The sequence below is a fragment of the Chryseobacterium sp. PTM-20240506 genome (genome assembly GCF_048296755.1).
Taxonomy (GTDB): Bacteria; Bacteroidota; Bacteroidia; order Flavobacteriales; family Weeksellaceae; genus Chryseobacterium; species Chryseobacterium proteolyticum.
The window spans coordinates 2,055,678-2,080,460 of record NZ_CP182581.1; the positions used below are offsets into that span (position 1 = coordinate 2,055,678).

Below are 24,783 nucleotides of genomic sequence, written 5' to 3' on the forward strand. Positions count from 1 at the left end.
CTGGCATATTAATTGCTTGGATTTGTCCAATATTCTATTTACACAAACACACACGATGAAAAATGAAATTAACTATTTCCTGTTATGGTATGAGCCTACCCTAAATTCTAATACTATATAACACTCCCAATTCAACTTATTGTCTAAAAGATACTGAATACGGATATTTCACATCTGTTTTAGATAACACATCCATGTCTTCCAGTTGTGTTTTGTTGCTATATCCATTCTTAAATTCTTTAACAGTAACTATATAAGCTAGCAGCTTTTGCTCCTGGCCGGGTATTATTATTTATAAAAAGCCTTCAATACATAATGTACAATAACATATAAATAAACACATATGAAAACAAAAATGCTATTTTTATCCTCAATTTTGTTGTTTGAAATAACATCTGCACAAATAGGGATCGGAACACCTAACGCAAGAGGAGCTCTTGATATCAATAAACCTACAACCAATGATCATGGATTGGTATTACCTACAAATTCAAGTACTTCTAAAATATCTAATCCTTTGGGTGGAGAGGTAGCAATCGGAACAATTATGTATGATTCAACAGAGGATTGTATAAAAGTTTATAAATCTAAAGGATGGTCTCAGTGTCTGGGTGAAGGCATTAATCAAGGCTTTGTTTTGGATTGTAGTAGTGGAACACTAACAGGAACTTATACGCAGTCTATACCTAGCAGTGGAACTAAAACCATTAATTACACAGGAGCAAGCGGACAAAGTTATAACGCAATATCTGTAGCTTCAACAGGAGTTACAGGCCTTACAGCTTCGGCACCCGTAGGGGCTTTAGCCAATGGAAACGGGTCAATCACTTTAAATATTTCAGGAACGCCATCCGGAAGTGGTACAGCTAATTTTACCATAAATATAGCAGGACAAACCTGTACTTTTATAATCAATATCGGCCAACCACAAGTAAGAAACGTAAAAATATTATCAATTATTCCTGATGCCTGGAATTCCAATTTATCCAATGGCAGATATACAAATATTGCAAGATCCAAATTAAATAATTCTTCTAACTTTGGCCCTTCAGGAAAAGTTAAAGTAACAGGATTTACCTACGACACCTTTAATATATACTCTAACAGTGCCCAGGAGCTGGAATATGCAATAGACAATGCAGATATTATTTGGATAGGCTACATAAGCAATAGCTATTTTACTCCGGAAAAAAGACAAATGCTGGACAAAAAAATCAGAGAAAAAAAGAAATTCTTCTTTATTGGTAACGATAATTACAACGGAGGATATTTTCCGGGTAAAACCAGTTTTGCAGGGCACACGTTTGATTATTTCAGATTCGGAACCATTTCGAATAATATCATATCAACGACAAACGGACCTGATAAAGGAATTTTCGGGAACCTATCCGACGGAGCTCCTATAAAAATGTACAGAGCTATTGGTAAAGTAACGAATTACCCTTCCGGATCTACCGCATTTATACGGAATACAGATGGAACAACTAATGCAGTAAGCAGTGATAATTTGGTAATTGTATCAGATATTAATTGGTATACAAACTATGAAAGAGCAGACGGTTTTTATGGAAGCTCAAGCAGCTGCTCAGACAACAACAACTCTATATTATTCTGTAATATTTTTGAAAAGGCAGTACAATACGTCTTAACTCATTAAATAACATTTAAAATATCTCCAGACTTTAAAAAGGTTGCCCATTGTGGCAACCTTTTTCAGCATATTCTCACAATACAAATGGTAAAAACAGTTGTCGTATACAAAATCGCATTCTAGTTTCTACATACGTATAAGAAAATGATATTTGGATTTTGGCACATATATTGATAATAGGAGTACCCAACACAAACATTCAAGATGAAAACCAATGAAATTTCTTATTTTATAAAAAATTATTCATACCCTATTTTTCTTTAGGGCACTGATAAACCATATTCATATTATCGGGTTCACCTAATTTAAAAAGATCAATATCAACAATTTAGACCATAACCGGTAAGAATATATTTCATTATAAACATAAATAAATACAAATATGAAAAGAAATTTTTTTCTACTTTCAATGCTTTTAGCATTTAAAACAATTTATTCCCAAGTAGGTATAGAGACAACAACTCCAAGAGGTGCACTGGACATCAATAAGCCGACGACTAACGAATTTGGGTTTGTACTACCAACCAACACCAGCACAACAAAAATAATCAATCCTCAAGGAGGAAATATTGCTGTTGGAACAATGATGTATGATTCTACTGAGGACTGTGTTAAGGTGCATAAATCTACAGGATGGTCCAATTGCCTTAGTGATAACAACAACATAGCAGGTAAAATAGACAATCTGGAATGCAATGGTTCTTTGACTGGAACTTATAATCAAGGGACACTTAGTAATGGTATGAAAGTAATCAACTATACGAACGGAAATGGAAAGGCTTATGATGCTATAAACGTCGCATCAACAGGAGTTACAGGACTTACCGCTACCGCTCCGGCCGGAACATTAAATAATGGTAACGGAAGCATTACTTTAAATATTTTTGGAACACCAACTACATCCGGAACAGCAACATTCATAATCAATTTTTTAGGGAAAACATGCACATTCACGGTCAAGGTTGAGCAGCAGATCCGCACCATAAAAATACTATCGCTGGTTCCTGATGCCTGGTCTACAAACTTATCAAATGATCCCTATACAAGTGTTGCCAGGTCTAAACTCAATAATTCATCCCACTTCGGACCGTCCGGAACTGTAAAAATATCTGGATTCACGTATAGTACCTTTGATGTTAGTACAGGGACTGCACAGGGACTGCAAACAGCTATTGATAATGCTGATATCATCTGGATCAGTTATATAACCAACGGAAATATCAATGCGGAAATGAGGAATGCTCTGGAACAAAAAATCAATGAAAAGAAAAAATTCTTTTTTATTGGTAACGATAATTATAATGGTTCGGTTTTTCCGGGAAAATCCGTCTTTTCAGGACAGACATTTGACTACTTTAATTATGGTAATTATTCTGGTTCTATTGTATCAACAACAGTGGGACCTGATAAAGGTGCATTTGGTACGCTACCAGCCGGTACACAAATAAATATGACATTAGCCGTCGGAAAAATGACGAATTACACATCCAATTCCACTCCTTTTATGAAAAATATGGATGGAACTGTTAATTCTATCATTGCTGATAACTTAATCGTTGTTTCGGATATTAACTGGTACATCAATTACCAATCAGATGATGGTTTTTATCAGGGATCCTCAAGTTGCTCCGATAACAGCAAATCCATTTTGTTTTGTAATATATTTGATAAGGCTATCAAATATGTATTGAGTCATTAATTTGCTATTACATATAATTTTATAGAAGGCTGCTGTAAAAGCAGCTTTTTTATTTACAGTAAAATATGTGATATTCTCAGGGATCAAAACAATTACATTCTTAATCAAAGTTTAATCTTGTTTATCACTTTCAATATGTATTAATCCTTATTTTTGATAAATTTTACACACAAATATGTCAATACACTTTAATCCGAGGGATATTACCTGGCTGGCTTTTAATGAAAGGGTTTTACAGGAGGCAATGGACGAAAATGTTCCATTGCATTTAAGAATACGTTTTCTGGGAATTTTTTCCAATAATCTTGACGAATTTTTCAGAGTACGTGTTGCCGGATTAAAGCGAGCCATGGATTTTAAGGAGAAAGTAATTGCGGAGTCCTTCTACCAGCCACCTTCGAAAATTTTACAAAGGATCAATGAAATTGTGATCAGACAACAGCAAAATTTTGATAAAACCTGGAAAAAAATCCAGAATGAAATGGCTGATCAGAATATTTTCATCAAGAATGCTAAAAACTTAACCGTACTCCAGAAAGAATTTGTCAGAAAATATTTTGATGAAGTGGTAGAATCCAATGTCATTCCTATTCTTCTTCATGAAAATACATCAATGCCATACTTAAGAGATAAAAGTCTTTATCTGGGTGTTGCCATGAGAAAAAAAGACTGGCAATACCAGAGTAATTATGCTATCATCGAAATACCGTCACGCTTTGTAGGAAGGTTTGTTTTGCTCCCTACTGAAGATCCGAAGGAAAAAAATGTAATGTTACTGGAGGATGTGATCACTTTCAACCTTCCTCATATTTTTTCTTATTTTGGATATGACGAATTTGCTGCAAATGCATTTAAAGTAACTAAGGATGCTGAAATGGATCTTGATAATGACATCAAAACCAATTTTGCAGAAAAAATAGAAAAAGGGCTTAAGAACAGAAGAAAAGGAAAGCCTACAAGATTCGTTTTCGATAAAGATATGGATAAAGCTTTACTGGAATTATTAATCCGTAAGCTCAATCTCACTAAAAAAGACAGCATTATTCCCGGTGGAAAAATTCATAACTTTAAGCATTTCATGGATTTTCCGGATGTTTTTGAAGCTTATGCCAGACCTGTGGAAAGAACTTCTTTTAGCCATCAGGCTTTTGAACATGGCGAAAGGGTAACTGATGTGATCATGAAAAATGATGTGTTGCTCACTTTTCCATACCATAAATATAATCCGGTTATTGATCTTCTTCGTGAGGCGGCAATGGATCCTGATGTAAAATCAATACAGATTACAGCTTACAGACTGGCAAGCAGTTCGAAAATTATCAATGCATTGATCTATGCTGCACGAAATGGAAAAGAGGTTACGGTAATGCTCGAACTTCAGGCCCGGTTCGATGAGGAATCCAATCTTGAATGGAAAGAAATGCTGGAGCCGGAAGGTATTACCGTTTTAGTTGGAATTCCGGATAAAAAAGTTCATGCTAAGCTTTGTGTTATCAAGAAAAGAGCTCACAACAAAACCATTCAGTACGGATTTATCAGTACAGGGAATTTCAATGAAAAAACGGCCAGAATTTATGGAGATCATTTATTAATGACTGCAGACAGAGGAATTATGGCAGATATCAATAAAGTTTTCAACGTCCTTAAAAAACCTAAGGAAGATTACCTTGCTGTTCTGAAAACCTGTAAAAGTTTAATGGTCTGCCCACAATTCATGCGTGAAAAGATCGTCCATCATATCGATAAAGAGATCGAAGAAGCAAAAGCAGGGAGAAGAGCAGAAATTATTGTTAAAGCTAATTCGGTAAGTGACCGTGCTTTAATTACAAAACTATATGATGCGGCTTTAGCAGGAGTGGTTATAAAAACAATTGTGAGAGGAATTTATTGCGCTGTCAATCAAAAAGAATTTAAAGAAAAAATAAAAGGTATAAGTATTGTTGATGAATATCTGGAACATGCCAGGGTCATGTATTTTTATAACAAAGGGGCTGAAGACATGTATATTTCATCAGCAGACTGGATGACCAGAAACCTTGATTACAGAATTGAAGCGGCAGTAAAAATAACAGATAAAGAACTGAAAAAAGAGCTGAAGGACATCCTCGATATACAATTGAGAGATAATGTAAAGGCCAGGATTCTGGATAAAAAACTGAGTAACGAATATGTAAGAAATGACAAGCAGGAATGTCGTTCTCAAATTGAAACTTATAAATATTTAAAAGCTAAAACGAGTACAAAATGAAGATCGCAGCAATAGATATAGGAAGTAATGCAGCAAGACTTTTAATCAATGAAGTAAAAGATAACGGCAAACACCCGGAATTTATAAAGCTTAATCTTTTACGGATTCCTCTAAGACTGGGTATGGATGTCTTTACCCGTGGAGAAATAGGACCTGAAAGGGAAAAAATGGTGATCGATTCAATGAAAATTTTCAGTGACCTGATGAAAATTTATAAAGTGGAACACTACAGGGCATGTGCGACAAGTGCCATGCGCGATGCTGTAAATGGAAAAGATATCATTGAACAGGTTAGAAAAACTTCAGGCATCAACATTGAAATTATATCAGGAGATGAAGAAGCTACCCTGGTGTATGAAAATCATGTGGCCGAAGGTCTGGATAAAGACTTCGCCTATTTATATATCGATGTTGGCGGTGGTTCTACTGAGCTTACATTCTATGAAAATGACAAAATGGTGTATGAAAAATCTTTCAATATTGGAACCATCCGGTTACTCAACAATCTTGTTACTCCGGACAACTGGTATGAGATGAAGCAGGAGGTCAAGAAAAATATAATGAGCAAGAAACCGATTGTTGCTATCGGATCTGGAGGAAACATCAATAAAGTGTTTTCAATGAGTAAAACCAAAGACGGAAAACCAATGTCTTTAGCTCATCTTAAAAAGGTATATAAAGAATTTGATGAACTCAGCGTCGATGAAAGAATGACAAAACATAATCTGAGAGAAGACAGAGCTGATGTGCTGGCCCACGCATTAAAGATTTTCAATAGTGTAATGGCATGGGCAGATATCAACAGAATCTTTGTTCCGAAGATTTCCGTAGCGGACGGGCTCATCCATAATATCTACAGTAAGCTACAAGAAAAGAAATAAATGAATAGCACATTATAAAAATAAAAGTCATTTGCCACTACGCATCTGACTTTTTTATTTTTAAAACCAATTTTTATTAAATCTGCCTTCTTGGGCCGTCTTTTGGGGTAATTTAAAACAATCGGTCAAGGACACTGCACCCTTTTACAAGAATTTTCGCGATGTTCTTTTATTAAAATTTACTTAAAATATGGTTATGTTTGAAAATTTCATTATTCGGAAAACATGGGTAACCTCTGGGAAGAGAGCACATTTACCTTTTATTTTAAAGTTAATCAAACGCAAATGTTTAATTTTTTTTATAAAAGTTAATTTTTTTTAAAGTAAATTTAAGTGCGAAATCGTTATAAAAGTATAATCTTAGTAACATGAGTTCAAACCCAATTAAAATAATAATAACAGGTGCCACAGGAATGGTAGGAGAAGGCGTGCTGATGGAATGTCTTGAAAACCCCGGTATTTCAGAAATTTTAAGTGTCAGCAGGAAACCATCAGGAAAAAAGCATGCTAAATTAAAAGAGTATATCGTTCCAGATTTTCTAAGCATCACTGAAAATGATGAAAACCTGAAAGGTTATGATGCCTGTTTTTTCTGTGCAGGGATCAGCAGTGTGGGAATGAATGAAGAAGATTATACTAAAATAACATATGATACAACTCTCCATTTTGCAAATGCTGTTTTGAAGCAAAACCCCGGAATGGTTTTTAATTATGTTTCCGGAGCCCATACAGACAGCACAGAAAGTGGAAAGACAATGTGGGCAAGAGTAAAAGGAAGAACCGAAAATTCTTTAAAGAAGTTAGGATTCAGATCTGCCTATAACTTTCGTCCGGGATTTATGAAACCCGTAGAAGGTCAGGTTCATGTCAAATGGTTTTTCAAACCTATTATATGGCTTTTTCCTGTTTTACTCCCGTCTCAATCATTAACATTGCATGAAGTAGGAAGAGCTATGGTCAATGTAGTAAAAAAGGGGTACCCAACATCAGTTTTAGAAATTCGAGACATTAAAAAACTTGCGATATGAGAGAAATGTTAAAAAGAATTATCCTTGTTATTTTTATCCTACTGGTTTTGACAGCAATTTCAGGTTTTCTGTATACCCAGAAACATCCGCTTGAAAAAGCATCCAATGAAAAACAATGGATGCAAAAAGCCATTAATCAAAAGCAGGTTGGAAACTAATAAGCATAGACCCCTACATTATTATTAATCATTTGTTAAGATTGCATTAAAATATTTACAAGGTATAAAGTTCATTTTTGCATTAATCAAAATTTAAAGTAAAAATGACGAAAAACTATCTTTTTAGAGGCTTCCTGCCTATTGCTGTCCTGTTTCAAGGCGGTCTTTTCGGACAATCGTTGATCCATTACTGGAATTTCAATAACAATGCTTCTCAAGCCTCTATTACCACTCCGACATCCTCGCTGGTAAACGGTTCTTCACTTGCTGCTATTGCAGGGGGAACAAGTGTTATTGATTTTGCAGGAGGATCAGGTCAAAATTTCGACACCCATAATTTAAATGCCAGGAATAATGATCCTGCCGGAACCCATTTAAGGTTTAACAACCCTATTGGTGGTGGACTTCAATTTTCCCTGCCTACTACCGGATATAATAATGTAGTGGTAAAATTTACAACCAGAAGATCTGGTTCAGGGGCAGGAACACAAATCTGGTCATATTCCCTTGACGGAAATACTTTTACTACCTACCAGAGCGTTACTCCGGTGGATGACGTCCCTCAGTTAGTTACTTTTGATTTTTCAAATATTGCAGGAGTTTCCAACAACCCCAATTTTAAATTAAAAGTTGAATTTGCTACGGGATCGGGAGGAAATGCTGGAAATAATCGTTTTGATAATTTTACGGTAGATGCTGTAGCAAACGGTTCCACAGATACTACTCCACCTACAGTAACGTATCTTCCGGCTAATAATACCAATAATGCATCCACAACAATAAATCCGAGTATTTCGTTTAATGAAAATGTAAGACATATTAATAACGCTGCAATCACTGATACCAATGCACAAAATCTTGTTGAATTCAGGGTGGCAAATGCTTCAGGCGCACAGATACCGTTCACAACTACTTTCAGTAATAATACAATCACGATTATTCCTGGCACTCCCCTACTTCCTAATCAAACATATTATTTATCACTAAAACCCAATACCGTTGAAGATTTTAGTGATAATGCTATTACTTCAGCTACTTCTACTACTTTCACTACGGCAGGTACCACTATTTCACTCGATAAAAATTTCATCAAAGTAAACGAAAATGCAGGTAACCTAAGTTTCAAGATCAATATTAATAATCCTTCCGCCTCTACTGTAAATCTTGTTGTAAAGCCGACTCCTTTCAGTACAGCCAACAGCAGTGATTTTACATTAAATAATCAAACAATCACTATTACACCAACCACTACCAGCTATATTGTAAATATTCCGATTATTGATGATACACTCGAAGAACAGCAGGCAGAATATTTTGTAGTAAGCCTTGAAAACCCGGTAGGTGCAACTATTACAGGAGATAATTCAGCCACAATTTATATCGTAGATAATGATAAGGCCGCACCTGTTCCTTCAAATCAAATTCATTTGAACTATATTGGAAGCTTCGATCCTTCCGGAAACAACAACAGTTCGACAGAAATTGTTGTTCATGATCCTGCCACTCAAAGGTTGTTTACGATCAGTTCACTTACCGATGTTTTTGATATTATTGATTTCAGTACTCCAACGGCTCCTGTGGTTATCAAAACGGTAAATATGGCTTCTTATGGGGGAATCACTAGTATCGCGGTTAAAAACGGAATTATCGCAGCTTCTTCTCCAAATGTAAACCCACAACAAAACGGATCTGTCATCTTTTTTGACATTAACGGAAATTTCCTGAAACAAATTACTGTAGGTGCATTACCTGATATGATTACTTTTACTCCGGATGGAACAAAGGTTATTACAGCCAATGAAGGAGAACCTAATGACGCCTACACAGTTGATCCTGAAGGCTCAATCAGTATCATTGACATTTCCGGAGGAATAAACAATCTTACCCAAAGTCAGGTTACCACACTCAATTTCACCAATTTCAACACCCAGGAATCTTCTCTTTTTGCAACCGGATTAAGAAAAGTAAAGGCAACGAGTACGCTGGCCCAGGATCTGGAACCGGAATATATAACGGTAAGCTCAGACAGCCAAAAGGCATGGGTTACTCTTCAGGAAAACAATGGGATTGCTGAAGTAAATCTGGTAACGAAATCCATAACGAGTATTTGGGGATTAGGCAAAAAAGATATGAGTTTACCCGGAAACGGTTTTGATGCTTCGGATAATAACGGAGAGGTACTGATTGCCAATTGGCCGGTAAAAACATTTTATACTCCCGATGCTGTACAAAACTATAAAGCAGGTAATACCAATTATATCGTAACAGCTAATGAAGGTGATGAAAAAGACCTTTCCGGGTTCAGCGAAAGAACAACTGTAGGAGCCAATGGCTATCCTTTAGATGCTACAAATTTCCCTAATTCATCTATATTAAAAGCTTCTCACAACCTGGGAAGATTCAGGGTAACCAATGTAAATGGCAATACAGACGGAGATGCCGAATACGAAGAAATTAATGCAATGGGAGCACGTTCTTTTTCCATTTTCAATGCCGATACAAAACAGATTGTATATGATAGTGGAGATCAGTTTGAACGTTATATTGCATACAGCCATCCATTAATCTTTAACGCAGATAACGAAAGTAATGCAGTTAAAAGCAGGAGCCGTGCCAAAGGTCCGGAACCAGAAGGTGTTGCTTTAGGAACCATAAACTGCCAGACTTTTGCCTTCATCACGTTGGAAAGAACCGGTGGTGTAATGGTTTATAATATTACAGATCCAAATAATGTAACTTTTACGGATTACAAAAATTCGAGATCAACTTCAGCATATGGTGGTGATAACGGCCCCGAAGGAATTATTTACATAGCTCCACAAAATACAGCAACAGGCAAAGGCTATGTAGTTATTGCAAATGAAATCAGCGGAACTTTATCGATGTATGAAGTAGTAACACCTCCCACATTAGGAACGGGTGAGGTAAAAGCTGAGCAGGCCACATTTAATGTATTCCCTAATCCTGTGACAAAAGGAAATACTCTATATTTCAACCGCGCACAAGGTTATGAATTGTACGATATGTCAGGAAAACTTTTGAAAAAAGAGAAAAATTCTTTACTTATTGAAACTTCATCACTTGCTACAGGTGTGTACCTCATTAAAACTTCAGAGGGTATACTGAAACGGTTTATCGTAAAATAGAATATACATTAGATTGATAAAAAAGCTCAGGATTTTCCTGAGCTTTTTATATTAATGCATATCATCATAGATCCGAACAAGATCTACGACATTCTTAATTTTTAGCTTATCAAAAATTTTCTTTTTATAGGTACTGATCGTAGACATTTTAAGGTCGAGAATGTTGGCAATTTCTATATTCCCGTTTCCTTCAGCCAGAAGTTTAAATATCTGGAATTCCCTTTTAGAAAGCTTTTCTACAGTACGCCCATCTTTAGAGTGGGACAACAATTTATTAACCATCTTTGACGGGTAATAATACCCTTCTTCAAAGATCGCTGTAATGCCTCTCAATATTTCAGATTCTGAAGCACCCTTATTAAGAAACCCTTCCGCCCCTTCTTCAATATATTGAATGCCTACACTTTCATCATAAGTAGAAAAGATCATGATTTTAAGATCTTCCTGTTTTCCTTTTAATTCCTTTACCATTGTTTTCGAAGTGCTGTCAGGCATATCAATATCCAGAATCACCAGATCATATTGTTCTTTAGAAACTTTGTCCTTGGTCTCAATATAATTTTCAGCAAAATCTATTGTACAGGGATATTGAAGTTTCGATTCCAACAGCAGCGCAGTACCCGTTCTCACAATATAATGGTCATCCGCAATGAGTATTTTTTTCATAGTTCTTAGTTTTTGATCATAACTTCCAAAGGAAACCATGGATATGATTTTTTTGGAGTGCATTTCCTCGTCCGATTTTTAGCAAGATGCAATACAACATGTAGGCCGATACGATCTTTTTGAAAATAAATTTCTCCGTAATAAAGATCTTTCGCTGCATTTATACAGCGATTTATTATTTCTTTAGAAAATCCATACCCAAAATTGGCAATTTTGACGATTCCCCATGTGTTTTTAGACTTTTTCATAGTAAACCTTATTGTGATCATTTTTTATTTGTATTGTCAATTAGTGTAGAATCATATATTTGGAAATAATATGGGTTTTATAAGGTATACAAAACCTGATTTATCTTCTGAAATGCTTTGCCATCTTTTTTGTAAAACGATACTATTCGCTCCGAAACAAATTGAAGAGTTTTGTATATAAAACAGGGAAAGAAAAAACATAACAGAAGCAGCCCAAACCTCATATAGTGTTGTAAATAAATTTTTTACAAAAGTAACATTAATAAAACTCACAAAAACATAGAATTATTTCTATATGAATTTAATATTAATTCTAGTTTAATATACCCTATTGGACAAGTATAATCAATAAAAAAAGACAGGCTATAAAAACCTGTCTTTAAACATATTACATTATTTTAAATGAATAACTTATTAAAAATAATAATTCACTGGAAATTTTTAAATATATACAAATATGAATTCCTTTTTACGGCTTAGGAAAATCATCTTTTGAGCCATCATTTTCAAGAGTCATGTCATCAAAATTCTTTTTCTCTTTCTTCTCAATGATCTTAACAATTTCTTTTTGAACCTCCTCCGGCTTTCCTTTTAAATAGTCCGGTAAATTAAGTCCTGCCATATTGAACAAATCATTTAATGGCGGAACTGTTTTCATCATCCCTGAAACAAAATTAGCCGTAGAATTGTTTCCATCTTTCCCATTTCCACTATCCCATACAGTAACCTTATCAATCTTGATATTTTTAACTGCTTCCACCTGGGTTTTTACCAACTCAGGAAGTTTTTCCAATAGCAATAGCTGGAATGCACTGTTAGCATCACCCCCAGCAGCTTTAACCACCTGATCATATCCTTCAGCCTGCTTGGTAAGGATCTCATAAAGACCCTTCGCTTCAGCTTCCATCTTAGCAAATATGGCGTCTGCTTCTCCTTTTGCCTGCAATCTTATTTTTTCAGCTTCAGCCTCTGCATCGATAATCATTTTCTGTTTTGAAATCTCTGCGGGAACTACAATATTAGCCTGTTGTGTAGACCGTTCTCTTTCCGCTCTCGCAGCCTCTGCTTTCTGTTCAGCCACATAAGCCTCTTCCAGTGATTTCGCTGCTTGTACCTTTTCAGCAGCAGTAGCAATTCTTAATGCCTCCGCTTCTCTTTCCCTTCTTTCAGCATCGGAATTTGCGATGGTAATCTTTGCTTCATTTTCTCCTTTTACAGCAATAGAGTTAGCCAAAGATGTAGCAATACGTGCTTCTTTTGCAGCTTCTGCCTTACCGATAGCCTCATCTTTTCCTGCGGCCGCAATACTGATCTCTCTGTCTTTTTGAGTAATCGCTATCTTAACATCCCGGTCCCTCTGTGTCTCTGCAATCTGAGTATCTTTCTCGCGATCAGCAAGAGCTTTTCCTGTTTCACCGATCTTAGTCTGTTCCGCCACACTGATAATCGCTTCATTGATCGCTTTTGCAGCAGCTTCTTTTCCCAGAGCTTCAATATATCCGGATTCATCCCTGATATCCGTAACGTTTACATTGATTAGCTTCAGGCCTATTTTCTTTAATTCCGTATCAACATTTTTAGAAATATTATCCAGAAATTTATCCCTGTCCGAGTTAATTTCCTCAATGGTCATTGTAGCAATAACCAAACGCAATTGCCCGAATAAAATATCTTTTGAAAGCTCCTGAATCTGCTCGGGAGATAATCCTAGTAAACGCTCTGCTGCATTTCCCATTGAATCAGGATCTGTAGAAATGGCAATCGTAAAACGACAAGGAACATCCACACGGATATTCTGGCGCGAAAGCGCATTGGTAAGATTGGCTTCAATAGAAATTGGTTTCAGATCCAGATAAGCAAAATCCTGGATAACCGGCCATACAAAAGCTCCCCCTCCATGTATACACTTTGCAGAGCTTCCGCCTGTTTTACCGTAGATCACTAAAATTTTATCTGAAGGACATCTTTTGTATCGCGAAATAAGGGCTAAAAATGTGACAAATAGTACGACGACTATTACAACTGTTAAAATAAGGGTTCCGGGAATTTCCATATATCGTTTTATAATTTTAATTAAACTTTCGAAACAACAAGGATCTTGTCATAAATGTATATCACTCTTACAGAATGACTCGACGGAATGCTTTCTTCTGCTTCCGTCATCGCCTGAAGCTCGTGGTTTGTTCCTTTTAAGGAGATCTGTATCTTCCCCATTCCACTCATCTTTGGAGGAATCGTGATATACACCTCACCCGTTCTTCCGATAAGATCTTCTATTTTAAAGGTATTGTCTTCTGTTAATTTTAAAATCTGTAGAATAAGAATAAAGAAAAGGAAAAGAAAACCTGTTCCGATAAGAATAGCTACAAGAAACAACAGTGCTTTGCTTCCTATGGAATCATAAAAGGCCACTCCACCCCATCCGAATCCCAAAAGGAAATTAACCAGATTCCTGAAGGAAAACAGTTGGAAAGGACTGTCACCATGCGGTGCATCACCACTGAAATCTGTATGAACAGCCCCGGTGTGATCACCTCCGATAAAAGTAAGGATTGTCTGAATTAAAAATATTAAACTGGCACCCAAAGCTATATACCAAAAGCCTTGATTCAGAGGTTCTAAATTTTCTATAAATCCAAACATATCTATGTGTTTTAACAAATATAACAAAAACCACCATATGATTCGGAAAAGGACCATAATAAAAAAGACAGGCTATAAAAACCTGTCTTCGTTATCTTTACATCTTAATTGATGTTACTCTACGCTTATTACCTTTTCGATCTCCGGAGCGTGCTGCTTTATTGTATTTTCTACACCCAGTTTAAGTGTTGAAAAGTTCAAAGAACATCCGGAACAGTTTCCTAAAAGTTTTACATAAACCGAGTTATCTTTCACATCAATAAGCTCAATATCACCTCCGTCTTTATTCAAAAACGGACGGATACTTTCTAAAGCCTCCATTACTCTTGTTACAGTATCTTCGTGTGCTACGTTTGTTTCCATATTTTTCAGTTCAATTCGGTTTTTTTTCAAAATTTAATTTGAATATTATTTTTTTGCCTTTGGAGAGCATCCTGCCATAGTTGTGATCTTTACAGCTTCAGTAGGTGGAAGATTTTTATTCCTTTCTACAAGACTTTCTACCATATTACGTGCTGTTTCCGTATAAATATCTGCGATTTTGGAATTTTCCTGCAATGCTGCCGGCCTTCCCACATCTCCTGCCTCTCTTATACTCTGGATCAGAGGAATTTCTCCCAGTACCGGAATTCCAAGATCATCAGCTAAATATTGTGCTCCCTGGTTTCCAAAAATATAATATTTATTATCAGGTAATTCTTCAGGTGTAAAGTACGCCATATTTTCGATTAATCCAAGAACCGGAATATTAATACTTTCCATCTGGAACATGGCAATACCTTTTCTTACGTCTGCCAATGCAACATGTTGAGGTGTACTTACAATCACAGCTCCTGTAACAGGCACTTCCTGAATAATTGATAAGTGAATATCTCCTGTACCCGGAGGTAAGTCGATCAATAAAAAGTCCAACTCTCCCCAATTCGCATCTCTAATCATTTGGTTCAGAGCTTTAGAAGCCATTGGACCTCTCCAAACTACTGCCTGATTAGCTCCCGAGAAATATCCGATTGAAAGCATTTTCACACCATAGTTCTCTACAGGCTTCATTAGATTTTTTCCGTTAACCTCTACAGAAATCGGCTTTTGTCCTTCCGTATCAAACATGGTAGGGACAGATGGTCCGTAAATATCTGCATCCAATAGACCCACTTTAAAGCCCATTTTAGCTAAAGTAACTGCCATATTTGCAGCTACGGTAGATTTTCCAACGCCTCCTTTACCGGAAGCAATTGCGATAATATTCTGAATTCCCGGAATCTGCTTTCCTTTGATCTGGCTTTGCTGAATTTCACTTGGCTCAGGAGAAACTATTTTAAGCTTTAAATGGATATCTTCTCCAAACTCACTGGCAAAAGCCTGCTTCATTGCAGCCTCTAATTTTTTCTTTTCATGCATTGCCGGTGAATGCGCCGTCATATCTATATATACATCATTTCCTACAATCTGAAGATTATTAACTAAATCATCTACTTCTATTTCTTTAAGGAAATCTTGAACCTTTTCTTTCGTCAACATAAAATTGCTATAAATTGTTTACAAATTTACGGATTTTTTCTATAATTTAGAATGAATAAAATCTATAACTCAAGGTGATAAATCGCATCACTAAAAATATATCAATCAATTTTTCCGGTTTCCCTTTTCGGGAAATAAACTTTTAAACTCTATAAAAATGAACACCAATCCTACATCTTATCCCTCTAAATTTGCTGCATTCGATGGTATTTTTAACGTGGGAAAAACAAGATTCAAATGGTACAATTTAGCTGAAAATACACATGACATTTCTTCTGAAGATATCAGCCATGCAAAAACATGCATCGAAAATGCAACTGAACATTTTCAGGATATTGAAGATCTTGGTTTTGTAATTCTCCACAGATGCGGCAGCAATTATTTGCTTCTGGTTTGTACCTGGAGAAGTGAAAACGAATTATGGGAAAGTGTATATTATGACGGAACCGGAAAATTCGAAACCTGGGAAAGAAAGAACAATCACATTCCTACCTACTGTGTCTGGGAAATGGGAATTGTATACCATGAATCCAGAGTCTGGAAAAAGTTTCTGGGAACTGACAAACAGGAAAACAACAGACAGCAGTATCTGGATGATTTTTTTGAAGGAGAAGTATAGGGCTGCAATCATTTCATACTCTTAGTTCTTCTATTTTTCAATATATTCACCGTCATAAAATTATGATATGAGAAAAGGTTTCATAGTAGTTTCTTTATTTATTACTCAGGTTATTTATTCCCAGAATTATTCCCGGTATGTTAATCCTTTCATAGGAACCGGAGGTCATGGCCACACCTTTCCGGGAGCGATTGTTCCTTTCGGAATGGTCCAGCTTTCACCCGACACCAGGATAGATGGCAGCTGGGACGGGTGCAGTGGTTATCATTATTCCGATTCGGTCATTTATGGGTTTTCCCATACCCACCTCAATGGTACGGGAGTTTCAGACTATGGTGATATTATGCTAATGCCTACCATGGGAAATCCAAGCCTGGACAACAAAGACTATTCTTCAAAATTTTCCCATAAAAATGAAACTGCTTCTGCCGGATTCTATTCTGTAAAATTGGATAAAAACAATATTGATGTCCGTTTAACAACAACCAAAAGAGTAGGATATCATGAATATACTTTCAACAACAGCGGAAATGCCAATATCATACTTGACCTTAATCACAGGGATAAACTTCTGGAAGGAGAGGTGAAAATTATTGATGATAGAACGATTGAGGTCTTCAGAAGAAGTGAGGCCTGGGCCACAAACCAATATATTTATGCCCGGATTGAATTTTCCAAACCATTAAAATTGACGAAGAAAGAAGCTAATGGAAAGCAGGAAAATAATATGTATACCGGAACAAAGCTGGCTTTAGCATTTTCGGCTCCTGTTAAAAAAGGAGAGAAAATCAGCGTAAAAGTCGCTTTATCTCCAACAGGCTATGAAGGTGCAGGAAAAAACATGCTGGCAGAAGGTCAGTCGAATGATTTTGAAAACATAAGAAAACAAGCAGACAATGATTGGAACAAGGAACTTTCCAAGATTGAGGTAAAATCAGACGACACTAATAAGCTGAGTATTTTTTACACCGCTTTATATCATGTTTTTACGCAGCCTAATATTTATATGGATGTTGATGGAAAATACAGGGGTCGTGATAATAAGTTCTATACGGCAAACGGATTCGATTACTATTCTGTTTTTTCTCTATGGGATACTTTCAGGGCTGCACATCCGCTCATGACCTTAATTGACAGGAAACGAACTGCGGATTTTATTAATACCTTCATCAGACAGTACGAGCAAGGTGGAAAATTGCCGGTATGGGAGCTTGCCTCTAACGAAACAGAATGCATGATCGGTTATCATGCAGTTTCTGTAATCGCAGACGCCATGACCAAAGGAATCAAGGGTTTCGATTACGAAAAAGCGTATGAAGCTTCTAAAAATTCTGCAATGCTGGATATTTTCGGACTGAATGCTTACAAGCAAAACAATTATATCAGCGTAGATGATGAACATGAGAGCGTTTCCAAAACGCTGGAATATGCATATGACGATTGGTGTATTGCACAAATGGCTAAAATTTTAAACAAAAAAGAAGACTACCGGTATTTCATGAACCGTTCCCAGAACTGGAAAAACCTCTACAATCCTGAAAACGGCTTTATGCAGGCCAGAAAAAACGGGAACTGGTATCAACCTTTTGATCCAAGAGAGGTAAACAACAATTACACGGAAGGAAACTCATGGCATTATTCTTATTTTGTTCCCCAGGATATTCCAGGCTTAATTGATGCCCATGAAGGAAAAGAAAAATTCGAACAGTTCATCGATGCCATTTTCACCGCCCCTAGCACAACAACGGGCAGGGAACAAGCTGATATCACAGGTCTTATAGGACAGTATGCGCAAGGCAATGAACCAAGCCATCATATTGCTTATCTGTATAATTTTGTGGATAAACCACAAAAAGCAGACGAGAAGATCAGATACATACTCGATCATTTTTATCAAAACACTCCGGATGGATTGATCGGAAATGAAGATTGCGGACAGATGAGTGCATGGTATGTTTTAAGTTCCCTGGGTATTTATTCTGTAACTCCGGGTAAGCCGGAATGGGAAACCGTTACCCCTTATTTTGATGAAATTAAGCTTCACCTTGAAGACGGCACTACCAGAACGATTACAAAAAACACAGGCAAAGAGGAGCTCAGAAAACTGGGATTTGAAAATGTAAAATCCATAAAAGATTTTAAATACAATGAACAAACCGCATCTCCTGTGATTGTAGCTGACAGGCTTTTTGATTTTTCTACTAAAGTACAGATCACTCCCCTCAACCCAAAAGACAAGGTTTATTACATGACCATAGACGAAAATGATAAAAATGTAAGAAAAACTTTCTCCACGTACAAAGGTCCGTTTACCATTAATAAAACCACCCAGGTTTCTGCATATGCTCAAAGAAACGGAGAAAAAAGCTCAGTTACCACTGCTAATTTTAACAGAAGGCCTAATCATTGGGATATTACTGTAAACTCAAAGGTGAATCCTCAATACACAGCAGGAGGCAAACTCGCTCTTATTGATGGCATCAATGGTACTGAAAACTGGAGAAAGGGAGAATGGCAAGGCTATCAGGGGCAAACTTTTGAAGCTATTCTTGATTTTAAATCTCCGCAACAGCTTACCCGACTGTCTTCAACCTATCTTCAGGATAGCAGGGCATGGATTTTAATGCCTAAAAAGGTAGAATACTATGCTTCAATGAACGGAAAAGATTTTATACTATTGAAAACCGTTGATAATACTGTTGACTCTAAAGATGAGAAAGTCCAGATCAAAGATTTTACCGCAGATATTCTGCCTACAGAGACCCAGTATATTAAAATAAAAGCTTATCATTTTGGTAAACTTCCGGAGTGGCACCAGGGAGCCGGCGGTGATTCTTACATCTTTATAGACGAAATTTCCGCTCAATAACCGTATTATACATTAAAAAACCTCTTTCAAATTGAAAGAGGTTTTTTTATTTAGATCATAGGAGAATCTTCAATTCGTCATATTGTAAACTCTAATACTTATATTCAGAATAAGTTACGCTTCTACAGCAGGATTTTCAAGCTGTCCCTCCCATTTGGATACTGCGGACGTAGCTAAAGCATTTCCTAATACATTTGTCATACTTCTTCCCATGTCACAGAAATGGTCAATAGGTAAAATCAAAGCAATTCCCTCCGGTGGAATTCCGAACATGGAACAAGTTGCCACAATAATTACCAGTGAAGCTCTCGGTACACCTGCAATTCCTTTAGAGGTAAGCATTAAAACCAAAAGCATCGTGATCTGCTGTCCCAGGGTCATTTCAATTCCATAGATCTGAGCAATAAATATTGAAGCAAACGTCATATACATCATGCTTCCATCCAAATTGAATGAATATCCCAAAGGTAAGATGAAAGACACTACCCTGCTGTTACAACCAAATTTTTCCAGTTCTTCAACCAACTTTGGAAAAACAGCCTCGGAACTTGTTGTAGAAAAAGCAATAAGCAAAGGAGCTTTAATTCTTTTTAATAACTCAAACAAACGATTCCCTAAAATCAGATATCCGACCAATAGCAACACCAGCCAAAGAACACCTAAAGCAAAGAAGAAATCTCTGAGATAAACTGCATATACTTTAAAAATTTCAAAGCCATTCACCGCTACCACAGCAGCAATAGCACCAAGTACACCCAATGGTGCAAACCACATAATATATCCTACCATTTTCAAAATGGCATGGGCCACAATATCAAATAGTTTGATAACAGGTTTTGCATATTCTTCACCCAGATTAGCCAGTGCAACACCAAACATAATCGAAAATACTACGATCTGCAATACCTCATTGGTTGCAAAAGCCTCAAATAAACTTTTCGGGATAACGTGCTTTACGAAATCTTCCAGAGTAAATCCTTTACTGCTTTTTAAAAGCTCTTCGGCTGAAGCAGCATCCTGAATCGGAAGTTTGGTAACATGCCCGGGTTCAAGCCAGTTTACCAACATCAACCCGATAAAAAGAGACATCAGCGATGCAGAGATAAACCATAACATTGCTTTTGTTCCTACTCTGCCTATCATTTTGATATCGCTCATCTTGGCAATTCCCACTACAAGAGTGGTAAATACCAATGGAGCAATGATCATCTGTACCAGCCTGATGAAAATAGTTCCGAGTAATTTAATATTTTTAGAAAAAGGTTCTGCACTTTCCGGATACTGTACGTGAACAATTCCTCCAATTCCTACACCCAAGATAAGTGCAATAATAATCGCTATAAAAAGCTTATTTTGTCCTTTCATATAAATAATTCAACTTGCGCAAATATAATAGTTTTTAAATTGTGTGCTATTACTTATTAAATTGGACATAGTTAAAATTAAAATACTGGTTTTAAAAACTTTGTAAAAAAATTAAGAAACATTTAGTCAATTTTTAATCATTTGGTATAAATTTTATTGTTACATTTATAGTATCAATACATTAAATTAAATATACAACTATGAAAAAAACTATTGCAATGGCTGCCTTAGCTCTGGCAGTATCGTTCGGTGCTATTTCTTGTAAAAAGAAAGTTTCTGATGCTGATCTTCAGACTCAAGCTACCACGATTGTAACGTCCAACCCAAGTGCTTCCGTTGAAGTAAAAGATGGTGTAGCCCACCTAAGTGGAACATTTCCTGATCAGGCTTCTAAAGATGCAATGATCAAACAACTAAAAGCAGTAAATGGTGTAAAAGACGTTATGGATATGGCGACTATTGCTCCTGCAACTCCTCCGGTTGAAACGCAATCTGCAGTAGATCCGGCAGTTCAGAAAAAAGTTCAGGATGCTGTAAAAGATTTCCCTTCTGTAAAAGTAGAAGTTGTAAACGGTGAATTAACGCTTACTGGAAACGTTTCTAAAGAGCAGGCTAGAAAAATCAAGCAATCTGTGGATGCTTTGAAAGCAGGAAAAGTAAATTATAACTACACTGTAAAATAATTTAAAATGAGCACATTACAAGATAAATATTCAAGTGTAATTTCAGCAGCTCAGTCTGCAGGAATTTCAAACCTTCAGGTTCAGGAACAGGATGGAATTTTATACATCTCAGGAGCAGCTTCCAATACTGCAGCAAAAGATGCTGTATGGAATGCTTTGGGGACTATCGATTCTACTTACTCTGCTTCCGATATTAATGTAGATGTACAGGTTGCAGGTCTTGCATCAGGGGCAGCGCTTACAGTGGCTACTGAAGATTCAAACCTGAACATCAGACAAGAGCCTTCTACGGAAGCTGCTGTTGTAGGAAAAGCATCAAAAGGTTCTTCTGTAACTTTAATTGAACAGACTTCAGACGATTGGTGGAAAGTAAAAACTGCCGACGGACAAGAAGGATATGCTTATTCAAGATATTTGAGAGCTTAATTCATGACAATAAATATTGAATCCCTGAAATTTCTTTCAGGGATTTTTTTTACTTTTGAGTCGAAAAAGTAATAAATGAAGAAAATTTTGCTGGTATTGATTATTTTGATCAATACTGCGATCTTAAACGGTCAAAAACTCGCCATCGATGGAAAAGTGATGGATTTTGAAAAAAAGCCTGTAGAAAACGCAACCGTTTATCTTCTCAAACAAAAAGATTCTTCCATTATCAATTATACCCCCACTAATAAAGAAGGTAAATTTTCTTTAAAAACAGATCCGTCCAATGAACCTACCGTTCTGAAAATTGATGCTGAAAAATTAGTATCCTATTCTAAAAATATAGAGAAAATAAATCAATCGCTCTCATTAGGCTCTATTGAACTGGAAAAAAATTCTGTTTTTAATATTGAAGAGGTGAAGCTTACCGTTTCTCCGGTAAAAATTAAAAAAGACACTATCGAATTTAATGCATCCTCGATCAAAGTACGGCCTGATAGTAAAATCGAGGAACTGCTTAAACAGATTCCCGGAGTTGAAATCAGTAACGAAGGAAAAATTACAGTAAACGGTAAAGATGTGGATCAGATCATGATCAACGGAAAACCTTTTTTCGATAAAGACGGCAAAATTGCATTACAGAATCTTCCGGCAGATATTATAAAAAATATTCAGTTTACGACCACTAAAACCAAAGAGGAAGAGCTCAATGGAAAAACGGCGAAATCAAACAATACAACCATCAACTTCAATATTGACGAAAAGAAAAACAAAGGACTTATTTCCAGGTTAACTCTGGGCTATGGTTCTGATAAACGTTATGAAGGAAGCGGCCTTATAAGCTACTTTAAAAAGGACACGAAAATAAGCCTGCTGGCTTCATCCAATAATATTAATTCCCAGGGCTTTTCTAATGATGAGGTCTTTGACAGCATGGGACGTGGAAGAAATTCCTGGATGATGCAGGGAGGAAGCGTAATGACAGTAGGAGGCAATACGTATTATTACCAAGGAGGAGGCAACACCAAAGGAATCCAGAGGTCTACAACGATAGGATTTAATTATAGTGATAAATTGGGAAAAGATGCAGACCTTGAGACCATGAGCTTCATGCATTCGAATAATAATCTGAAAACACGATCTAAAGTTTCAAGAACAACCTTACTTCCGGATTATACATTAAAAACCAACTCCGAAAGCAGTGGAGAAAACGAAAACAGACAATATAATTTTGATACTGCTGCACGGATTAAATTAGATTCGTTAACCAGTATTTACATTTCACCTTCATTTTCCAGAAGCGAAGGATCTAATTTTAATAATTCAACATCATCCACTTTCAGAGACAATACCCTTCTGAATGAAAGTAATGCGTACACAAGTACGGATTCTGAGAGCAATTCATTCAATCCGAATATCTATTTTTCGAGAAAGTTCAGAAAAAAAGGGCGCGTTGTATACGCCAATATCAACAGCAATATTTCGGAATCTAAAAGTAATAATTTAAACCAGTCCAGGACTGTATTTTATCAGAACAACGGGACTAATGATGACAGAAATCAGCTCGCTAAAAATAAAACACAAAACAGCAATTACCGTTTTAGTACAGGATATACGGAACCTCTTTCAGATTCTGCTACCGTAAGCCTTAATTTAAATTATGAAGCAAAGATCTCCGGAGCCGAGAGAAACGTTAATGACTTTGATGCCAATACCGGGCAGTACTCGAAATACAACTCTGTTCTTTCAAACAGCATGGATCAAAAAATTAATCAGCTTTCCCCGGAGTTGAGTTTTGAGCTCAATAAAAACAAAATCAACATCTGGTCTTCCGTGAATCTTCAGATTTCCGATATGAAAGTGAACTCTGTTTTTAATGATCAACAATATGACCTTCAGAAGAGCTTTGTTCTTCCCAGCTATAATCTTAACCTGCAATATCAATTTTCCCAGAATAAAAGGCTAAGCCTCTACAATTATGCTGACTTTAATATTCCAAGTGCTGAGCAGCTAACTCCTTATGAAGACCTTTCCAATCCTTTAATTACCTACAAGGGAAATCCGGATCTTAAAAATACCTGGACCAACAGAACCTATCTTTACTTCAGTAATTATAATATGGTAAAAGATATCAATTATTATGTGAATATTGGATTTACCTACGGAAATAATGATGTTATCAATTATTCCTATTATGATAATTCGGGAAAACAGTTTGTTACGTATGCCAACATAAGTGGTAATAAAAATATCAACCTTGGTGGTGGATTCAGTAAAAGTTTTAAATGGAAGGAAAATAAGCTTGTGATTAATCCAAGAATTAATACGAGTTACGGCTATAACAGAGGTTTTATCAATAGCCAACAATTCAGCAGTGGGTCATACAGTATTAATCCCGGATTAAATCTTACTTATGAAGTTAAAGACAAGTTCACCATAAAACCTTCCTACTCAATCGGATACAACTTTTCTAACTATACCAATTATAGTATTGAAAAAGTTCAAACCACCAATCAGGTACTAAAACTCCAATTAACCAATTATCTTTTTAAAAGCAATCTTGTTTTTGGAAATGATTTTGAGTACAATACAAATTCTAATATTGCTCCGGGATTCAAACGCGATTTTTATTTCTGGAATACAAGCCTCGGATACTCTTTTTTCAAGAAACAGCTTACTGCAAAAATCAAAGTATATGATGTTTTAAATCAAAATCAGAGCGTAAGAAGAACCATTACTAATTCATATTTTGAGGACCGGGATGACCTTATCCTGAAACGTTATGTTATGTTCTCCTTAAGCATGAAGCTGAATAAGTTTGCAGGAAAAAAGATGCGTAATCAGTAACCATAGGACGATAATATATAAAAAAAGGCCGAATTGATTCGGCCTTTTTTATTATTTGGCAGTAATGGGTAATATTTATCGTGGTAAA

The 24,783-nt window shown here is 36.2% G+C and carries 19 protein-coding genes; 12 read left to right on the forward strand and 7 right to left on the reverse strand.

What is annotated here, in order from left to right:
• Positions 1-343: 343 nt before the first annotated feature.
• The 7 genes from ACNFU2_RS09035 (at position 344) to ACNFU2_RS09065 (ending at position 10,811) form a co-directional block, all read left to right on the forward strand.
• On the forward strand, positions 344-1,657 hold the full coding sequence (locus ACNFU2_RS09035) for a hypothetical protein (RefSeq protein ID WP_273648979.1): 1,314 nt from the start codon (positions 344-346) through the stop codon (positions 1,655-1,657).
• 376 nt (positions 1,658-2,033) lie between these two features.
• Positions 2,034-3,350 carry a hypothetical protein gene (locus ACNFU2_RS09040; protein WP_418124694.1) on the forward strand — a complete coding sequence of 439 codons (1,317 nt, stop codon included), beginning with the start codon at positions 2,034-2,036 and terminating at the stop codon, positions 3,348-3,350.
• Between the two features lie 175 nt (positions 3,351-3,525).
• Entirely contained in the window at positions 3,526-5,598 is a 2,073-nt protein-coding gene (gene ppk1, locus ACNFU2_RS09045; protein WP_172279887.1) for a polyphosphate kinase 1, read from the forward strand.
• Positions 5,595-6,479: an exopolyphosphatase gene (locus ACNFU2_RS09050; protein WP_172279889.1), complete on the forward strand. Its 885-nt coding sequence runs from the start codon at positions 5,595-5,597 to the stop codon at positions 6,477-6,479. Before ppk1 ends, ACNFU2_RS09050 begins: the two co-directional genes overlap by 4 nt.
• Before the next feature lie 368 nt (positions 6,480-6,847).
• A complete protein-coding gene (locus tag ACNFU2_RS09055) occupies positions 6,848-7,507 on the forward strand; it encodes an NAD-dependent epimerase/dehydratase family protein (RefSeq protein ID WP_273648983.1) in 660 nt (219 codons plus the stop codon).
• Positions 7,504-7,665 carry a hypothetical protein gene (locus ACNFU2_RS09060; protein ID WP_273648984.1) on the forward strand — a complete coding sequence of 54 codons (162 nt, stop codon included), beginning with the start codon at positions 7,504-7,506 and terminating at the stop codon, positions 7,663-7,665. Before ACNFU2_RS09055 ends, ACNFU2_RS09060 begins: the two co-directional genes overlap by 4 nt.
• A 104-nt stretch (positions 7,666-7,769) precedes the next feature.
• A complete protein-coding gene (locus tag ACNFU2_RS09065) occupies positions 7,770-10,811 on the forward strand; it encodes a choice-of-anchor I family protein (protein ID WP_306613904.1) in 3,042 nt (1,013 codons plus the stop codon).
• Between the two features lie 51 nt (positions 10,812-10,862).
• Here ACNFU2_RS09065 and ACNFU2_RS09070 read toward each other — a convergent pair whose 3' ends face one another.
• The 6 genes from ACNFU2_RS09070 to ACNFU2_RS09095 all read right to left on the reverse strand — a co-directional run bounded on the left by ACNFU2_RS09070 (position 10,863) and on the right by ACNFU2_RS09095 (position 15,886).
• Positions 10,863-11,477, reverse strand: a complete 615-nt coding sequence (locus ACNFU2_RS09070; RefSeq protein ID WP_172279897.1) for a response regulator transcription factor — start codon at positions 11,475-11,477, stop codon at positions 10,863-10,865.
• A 5-nt stretch (positions 11,478-11,482) separates the two neighbouring features.
• Entirely contained in the window at positions 11,483-11,725 is a 243-nt protein-coding gene (locus ACNFU2_RS09075) for a hypothetical protein (RefSeq protein WP_273648988.1), read from the reverse strand.
• Between the two features lie 469 nt (positions 11,726-12,194).
• Entirely contained in the window at positions 12,195-13,778 is a 1,584-nt protein-coding gene (locus ACNFU2_RS09080) for a flotillin family protein (protein ID WP_273648989.1), read from the reverse strand.
• A gap of 20 nt (positions 13,779-13,798) precedes the next feature.
• Positions 13,799-14,368 carry a serine protease gene (locus ACNFU2_RS09085; protein WP_273648991.1) on the reverse strand — a complete coding sequence of 190 codons (570 nt, stop codon included), beginning with the start codon at positions 14,366-14,368 and terminating at the stop codon, positions 13,799-13,801.
• A 114-nt stretch (positions 14,369-14,482) separates the two neighbouring features.
• Entirely contained in the window at positions 14,483-14,731 is a 249-nt protein-coding gene (locus ACNFU2_RS09090) for a NifU family protein (protein WP_172279905.1), read from the reverse strand.
• Between the two features lie 45 nt (positions 14,732-14,776).
• Positions 14,777-15,886, reverse strand: a complete 1,110-nt coding sequence (locus tag ACNFU2_RS09095) for an Mrp/NBP35 family ATP-binding protein (RefSeq protein ID WP_172279907.1) — start codon at positions 15,884-15,886, stop codon at positions 14,777-14,779.
• Positions 15,887-16,043: 157 nt separating this feature from the next.
• On the opposite strand from ACNFU2_RS09095, the gene ACNFU2_RS09100 reads away from it, so the two are divergent.
• Entirely contained in the window at positions 16,044-16,505 is a 462-nt protein-coding gene (locus ACNFU2_RS09100; RefSeq protein WP_273648993.1) for a hypothetical protein, read from the forward strand.
• A 67-nt stretch (positions 16,506-16,572) separates the two neighbouring features.
• Positions 16,573-19,374, forward strand: a complete 2,802-nt coding sequence (locus ACNFU2_RS09105) for a GH92 family glycosyl hydrolase (protein WP_273648995.1) — start codon at positions 16,573-16,575, stop codon at positions 19,372-19,374.
• Positions 19,375-19,488: 114 nt separating this feature from the next.
• On the opposite strand, the gene ACNFU2_RS09110 is transcribed toward ACNFU2_RS09105, so the two are convergent.
• The gene (locus ACNFU2_RS09110; RefSeq protein WP_273648996.1) at positions 19,489-20,739 is read right to left on the reverse strand and encodes a dicarboxylate/amino acid:cation symporter; all 1,251 of its coding nucleotides are present in this window, start codon (positions 20,737-20,739) and stop codon (positions 19,489-19,491) included.
• Between the two features lie 200 nt (positions 20,740-20,939).
• Here ACNFU2_RS09110 and ACNFU2_RS09115 point away from each other — a divergent pair, with 200 nt between their 5' ends.
• The 3 genes from ACNFU2_RS09115 to ACNFU2_RS09125 all read left to right on the forward strand — a co-directional run bounded on the left by ACNFU2_RS09115 (position 20,940) and on the right by ACNFU2_RS09125 (position 24,695).
• Positions 20,940-21,422 carry a BON domain-containing protein gene (locus ACNFU2_RS09115; RefSeq protein ID WP_172279915.1) on the forward strand — a complete coding sequence of 161 codons (483 nt, stop codon included), beginning with the start codon at positions 20,940-20,942 and terminating at the stop codon, positions 21,420-21,422.
• Between the two features lie 6 nt (positions 21,423-21,428).
• Positions 21,429-21,848, forward strand: a complete 420-nt coding sequence (locus tag ACNFU2_RS09120) for an SH3 domain-containing protein (RefSeq protein WP_172279917.1) — start codon at positions 21,429-21,431, stop codon at positions 21,846-21,848.
• Positions 21,849-21,923: 75 nt separating this feature from the next.
• Positions 21,924-24,695 (forward strand): outer membrane beta-barrel protein, encoded by a 2,772-nt coding sequence (locus ACNFU2_RS09125; protein ID WP_418124700.1) that lies wholly within the window; start codon positions 21,924-21,926, stop codon positions 24,693-24,695.
• Positions 24,696-24,783: the final 88 nt, after the last annotated feature.

Bases quoted from the DNA above. Each gene is read 5' to 3' on its own strand.
- ACNFU2_RS09035 (WP_273648979.1), top strand. From the start codon at position 344: ATGAAAACAAAAATGCTATTTTTATCCTCAATTTTGTTGTTTGAAATA.
- ACNFU2_RS09085 (WP_273648991.1), bottom strand. From the start codon at position 14,368: ATGTTTGGATTTATAGAAAATTTAGAACCTCTGAATCAAGGCTTTTGG.
- ACNFU2_RS09100 (WP_273648993.1), top strand. From the start codon at position 16,044: ATGAACACCAATCCTACATCTTATCCCTCTAAATTTGCTGCATTCGAT.
- ACNFU2_RS09090 (WP_172279905.1), bottom strand. From the start codon at position 14,731: ATGGAAACAAACGTAGCACACGAAGATACTGTAACAAGAGTAATGGAG.
- ACNFU2_RS09120 (WP_172279917.1), top strand. From the start codon at position 21,429: ATGAGCACATTACAAGATAAATATTCAAGTGTAATTTCAGCAGCTCAG.
- ACNFU2_RS09060 (WP_273648984.1), top strand. From the start codon at position 7,504: ATGAGAGAAATGTTAAAAAGAATTATCCTTGTTATTTTTATCCTACTG.
- ppk1 (WP_172279887.1), top strand. From the start codon at position 3,526: ATGTCAATACACTTTAATCCGAGGGATATTACCTGGCTGGCTTTTAAT.
- ACNFU2_RS09125 (WP_418124700.1), top strand. From the start codon at position 21,924: ATGAAGAAAATTTTGCTGGTATTGATTATTTTGATCAATACTGCGATC.
- ACNFU2_RS09050 (WP_172279889.1), top strand. From the start codon at position 5,595: ATGAAGATCGCAGCAATAGATATAGGAAGTAATGCAGCAAGACTTTTA.
- ACNFU2_RS09065 (WP_306613904.1), top strand. From the start codon at position 7,770: ATGACGAAAAACTATCTTTTTAGAGGCTTCCTGCCTATTGCTGTCCTG.
- ACNFU2_RS09110 (WP_273648996.1), bottom strand. From the start codon at position 20,739: ATGAAAGGACAAAATAAGCTTTTTATAGCGATTATTATTGCACTTATC.
- ACNFU2_RS09070 (WP_172279897.1), bottom strand. From the start codon at position 11,477: ATGAAAAAAATACTCATTGCGGATGACCATTATATTGTGAGAACGGGT.
- ACNFU2_RS09095 (WP_172279907.1), bottom strand. From the start codon at position 15,886: ATGTTGACGAAAGAAAAGGTTCAAGATTTCCTTAAAGAAATAGAAGTA.
- ACNFU2_RS09040 (WP_418124694.1), top strand. From the start codon at position 2,034: ATGAAAAGAAATTTTTTTCTACTTTCAATGCTTTTAGCATTTAAAACA.
- ACNFU2_RS09080 (WP_273648989.1), bottom strand. From the start codon at position 13,778: ATGGAAATTCCCGGAACCCTTATTTTAACAGTTGTAATAGTCGTCGTA.
- ACNFU2_RS09105 (WP_273648995.1), top strand. From the start codon at position 16,573: ATGAGAAAAGGTTTCATAGTAGTTTCTTTATTTATTACTCAGGTTATT.
- ACNFU2_RS09055 (WP_273648983.1), top strand. From the start codon at position 6,848: ATGAGTTCAAACCCAATTAAAATAATAATAACAGGTGCCACAGGAATG.
- ACNFU2_RS09115 (WP_172279915.1), top strand. From the start codon at position 20,940: ATGAAAAAAACTATTGCAATGGCTGCCTTAGCTCTGGCAGTATCGTTC.
- ACNFU2_RS09075 (WP_273648988.1), bottom strand. From the start codon at position 11,725: ATGAAAAAGTCTAAAAACACATGGGGAATCGTCAAAATTGCCAATTTT.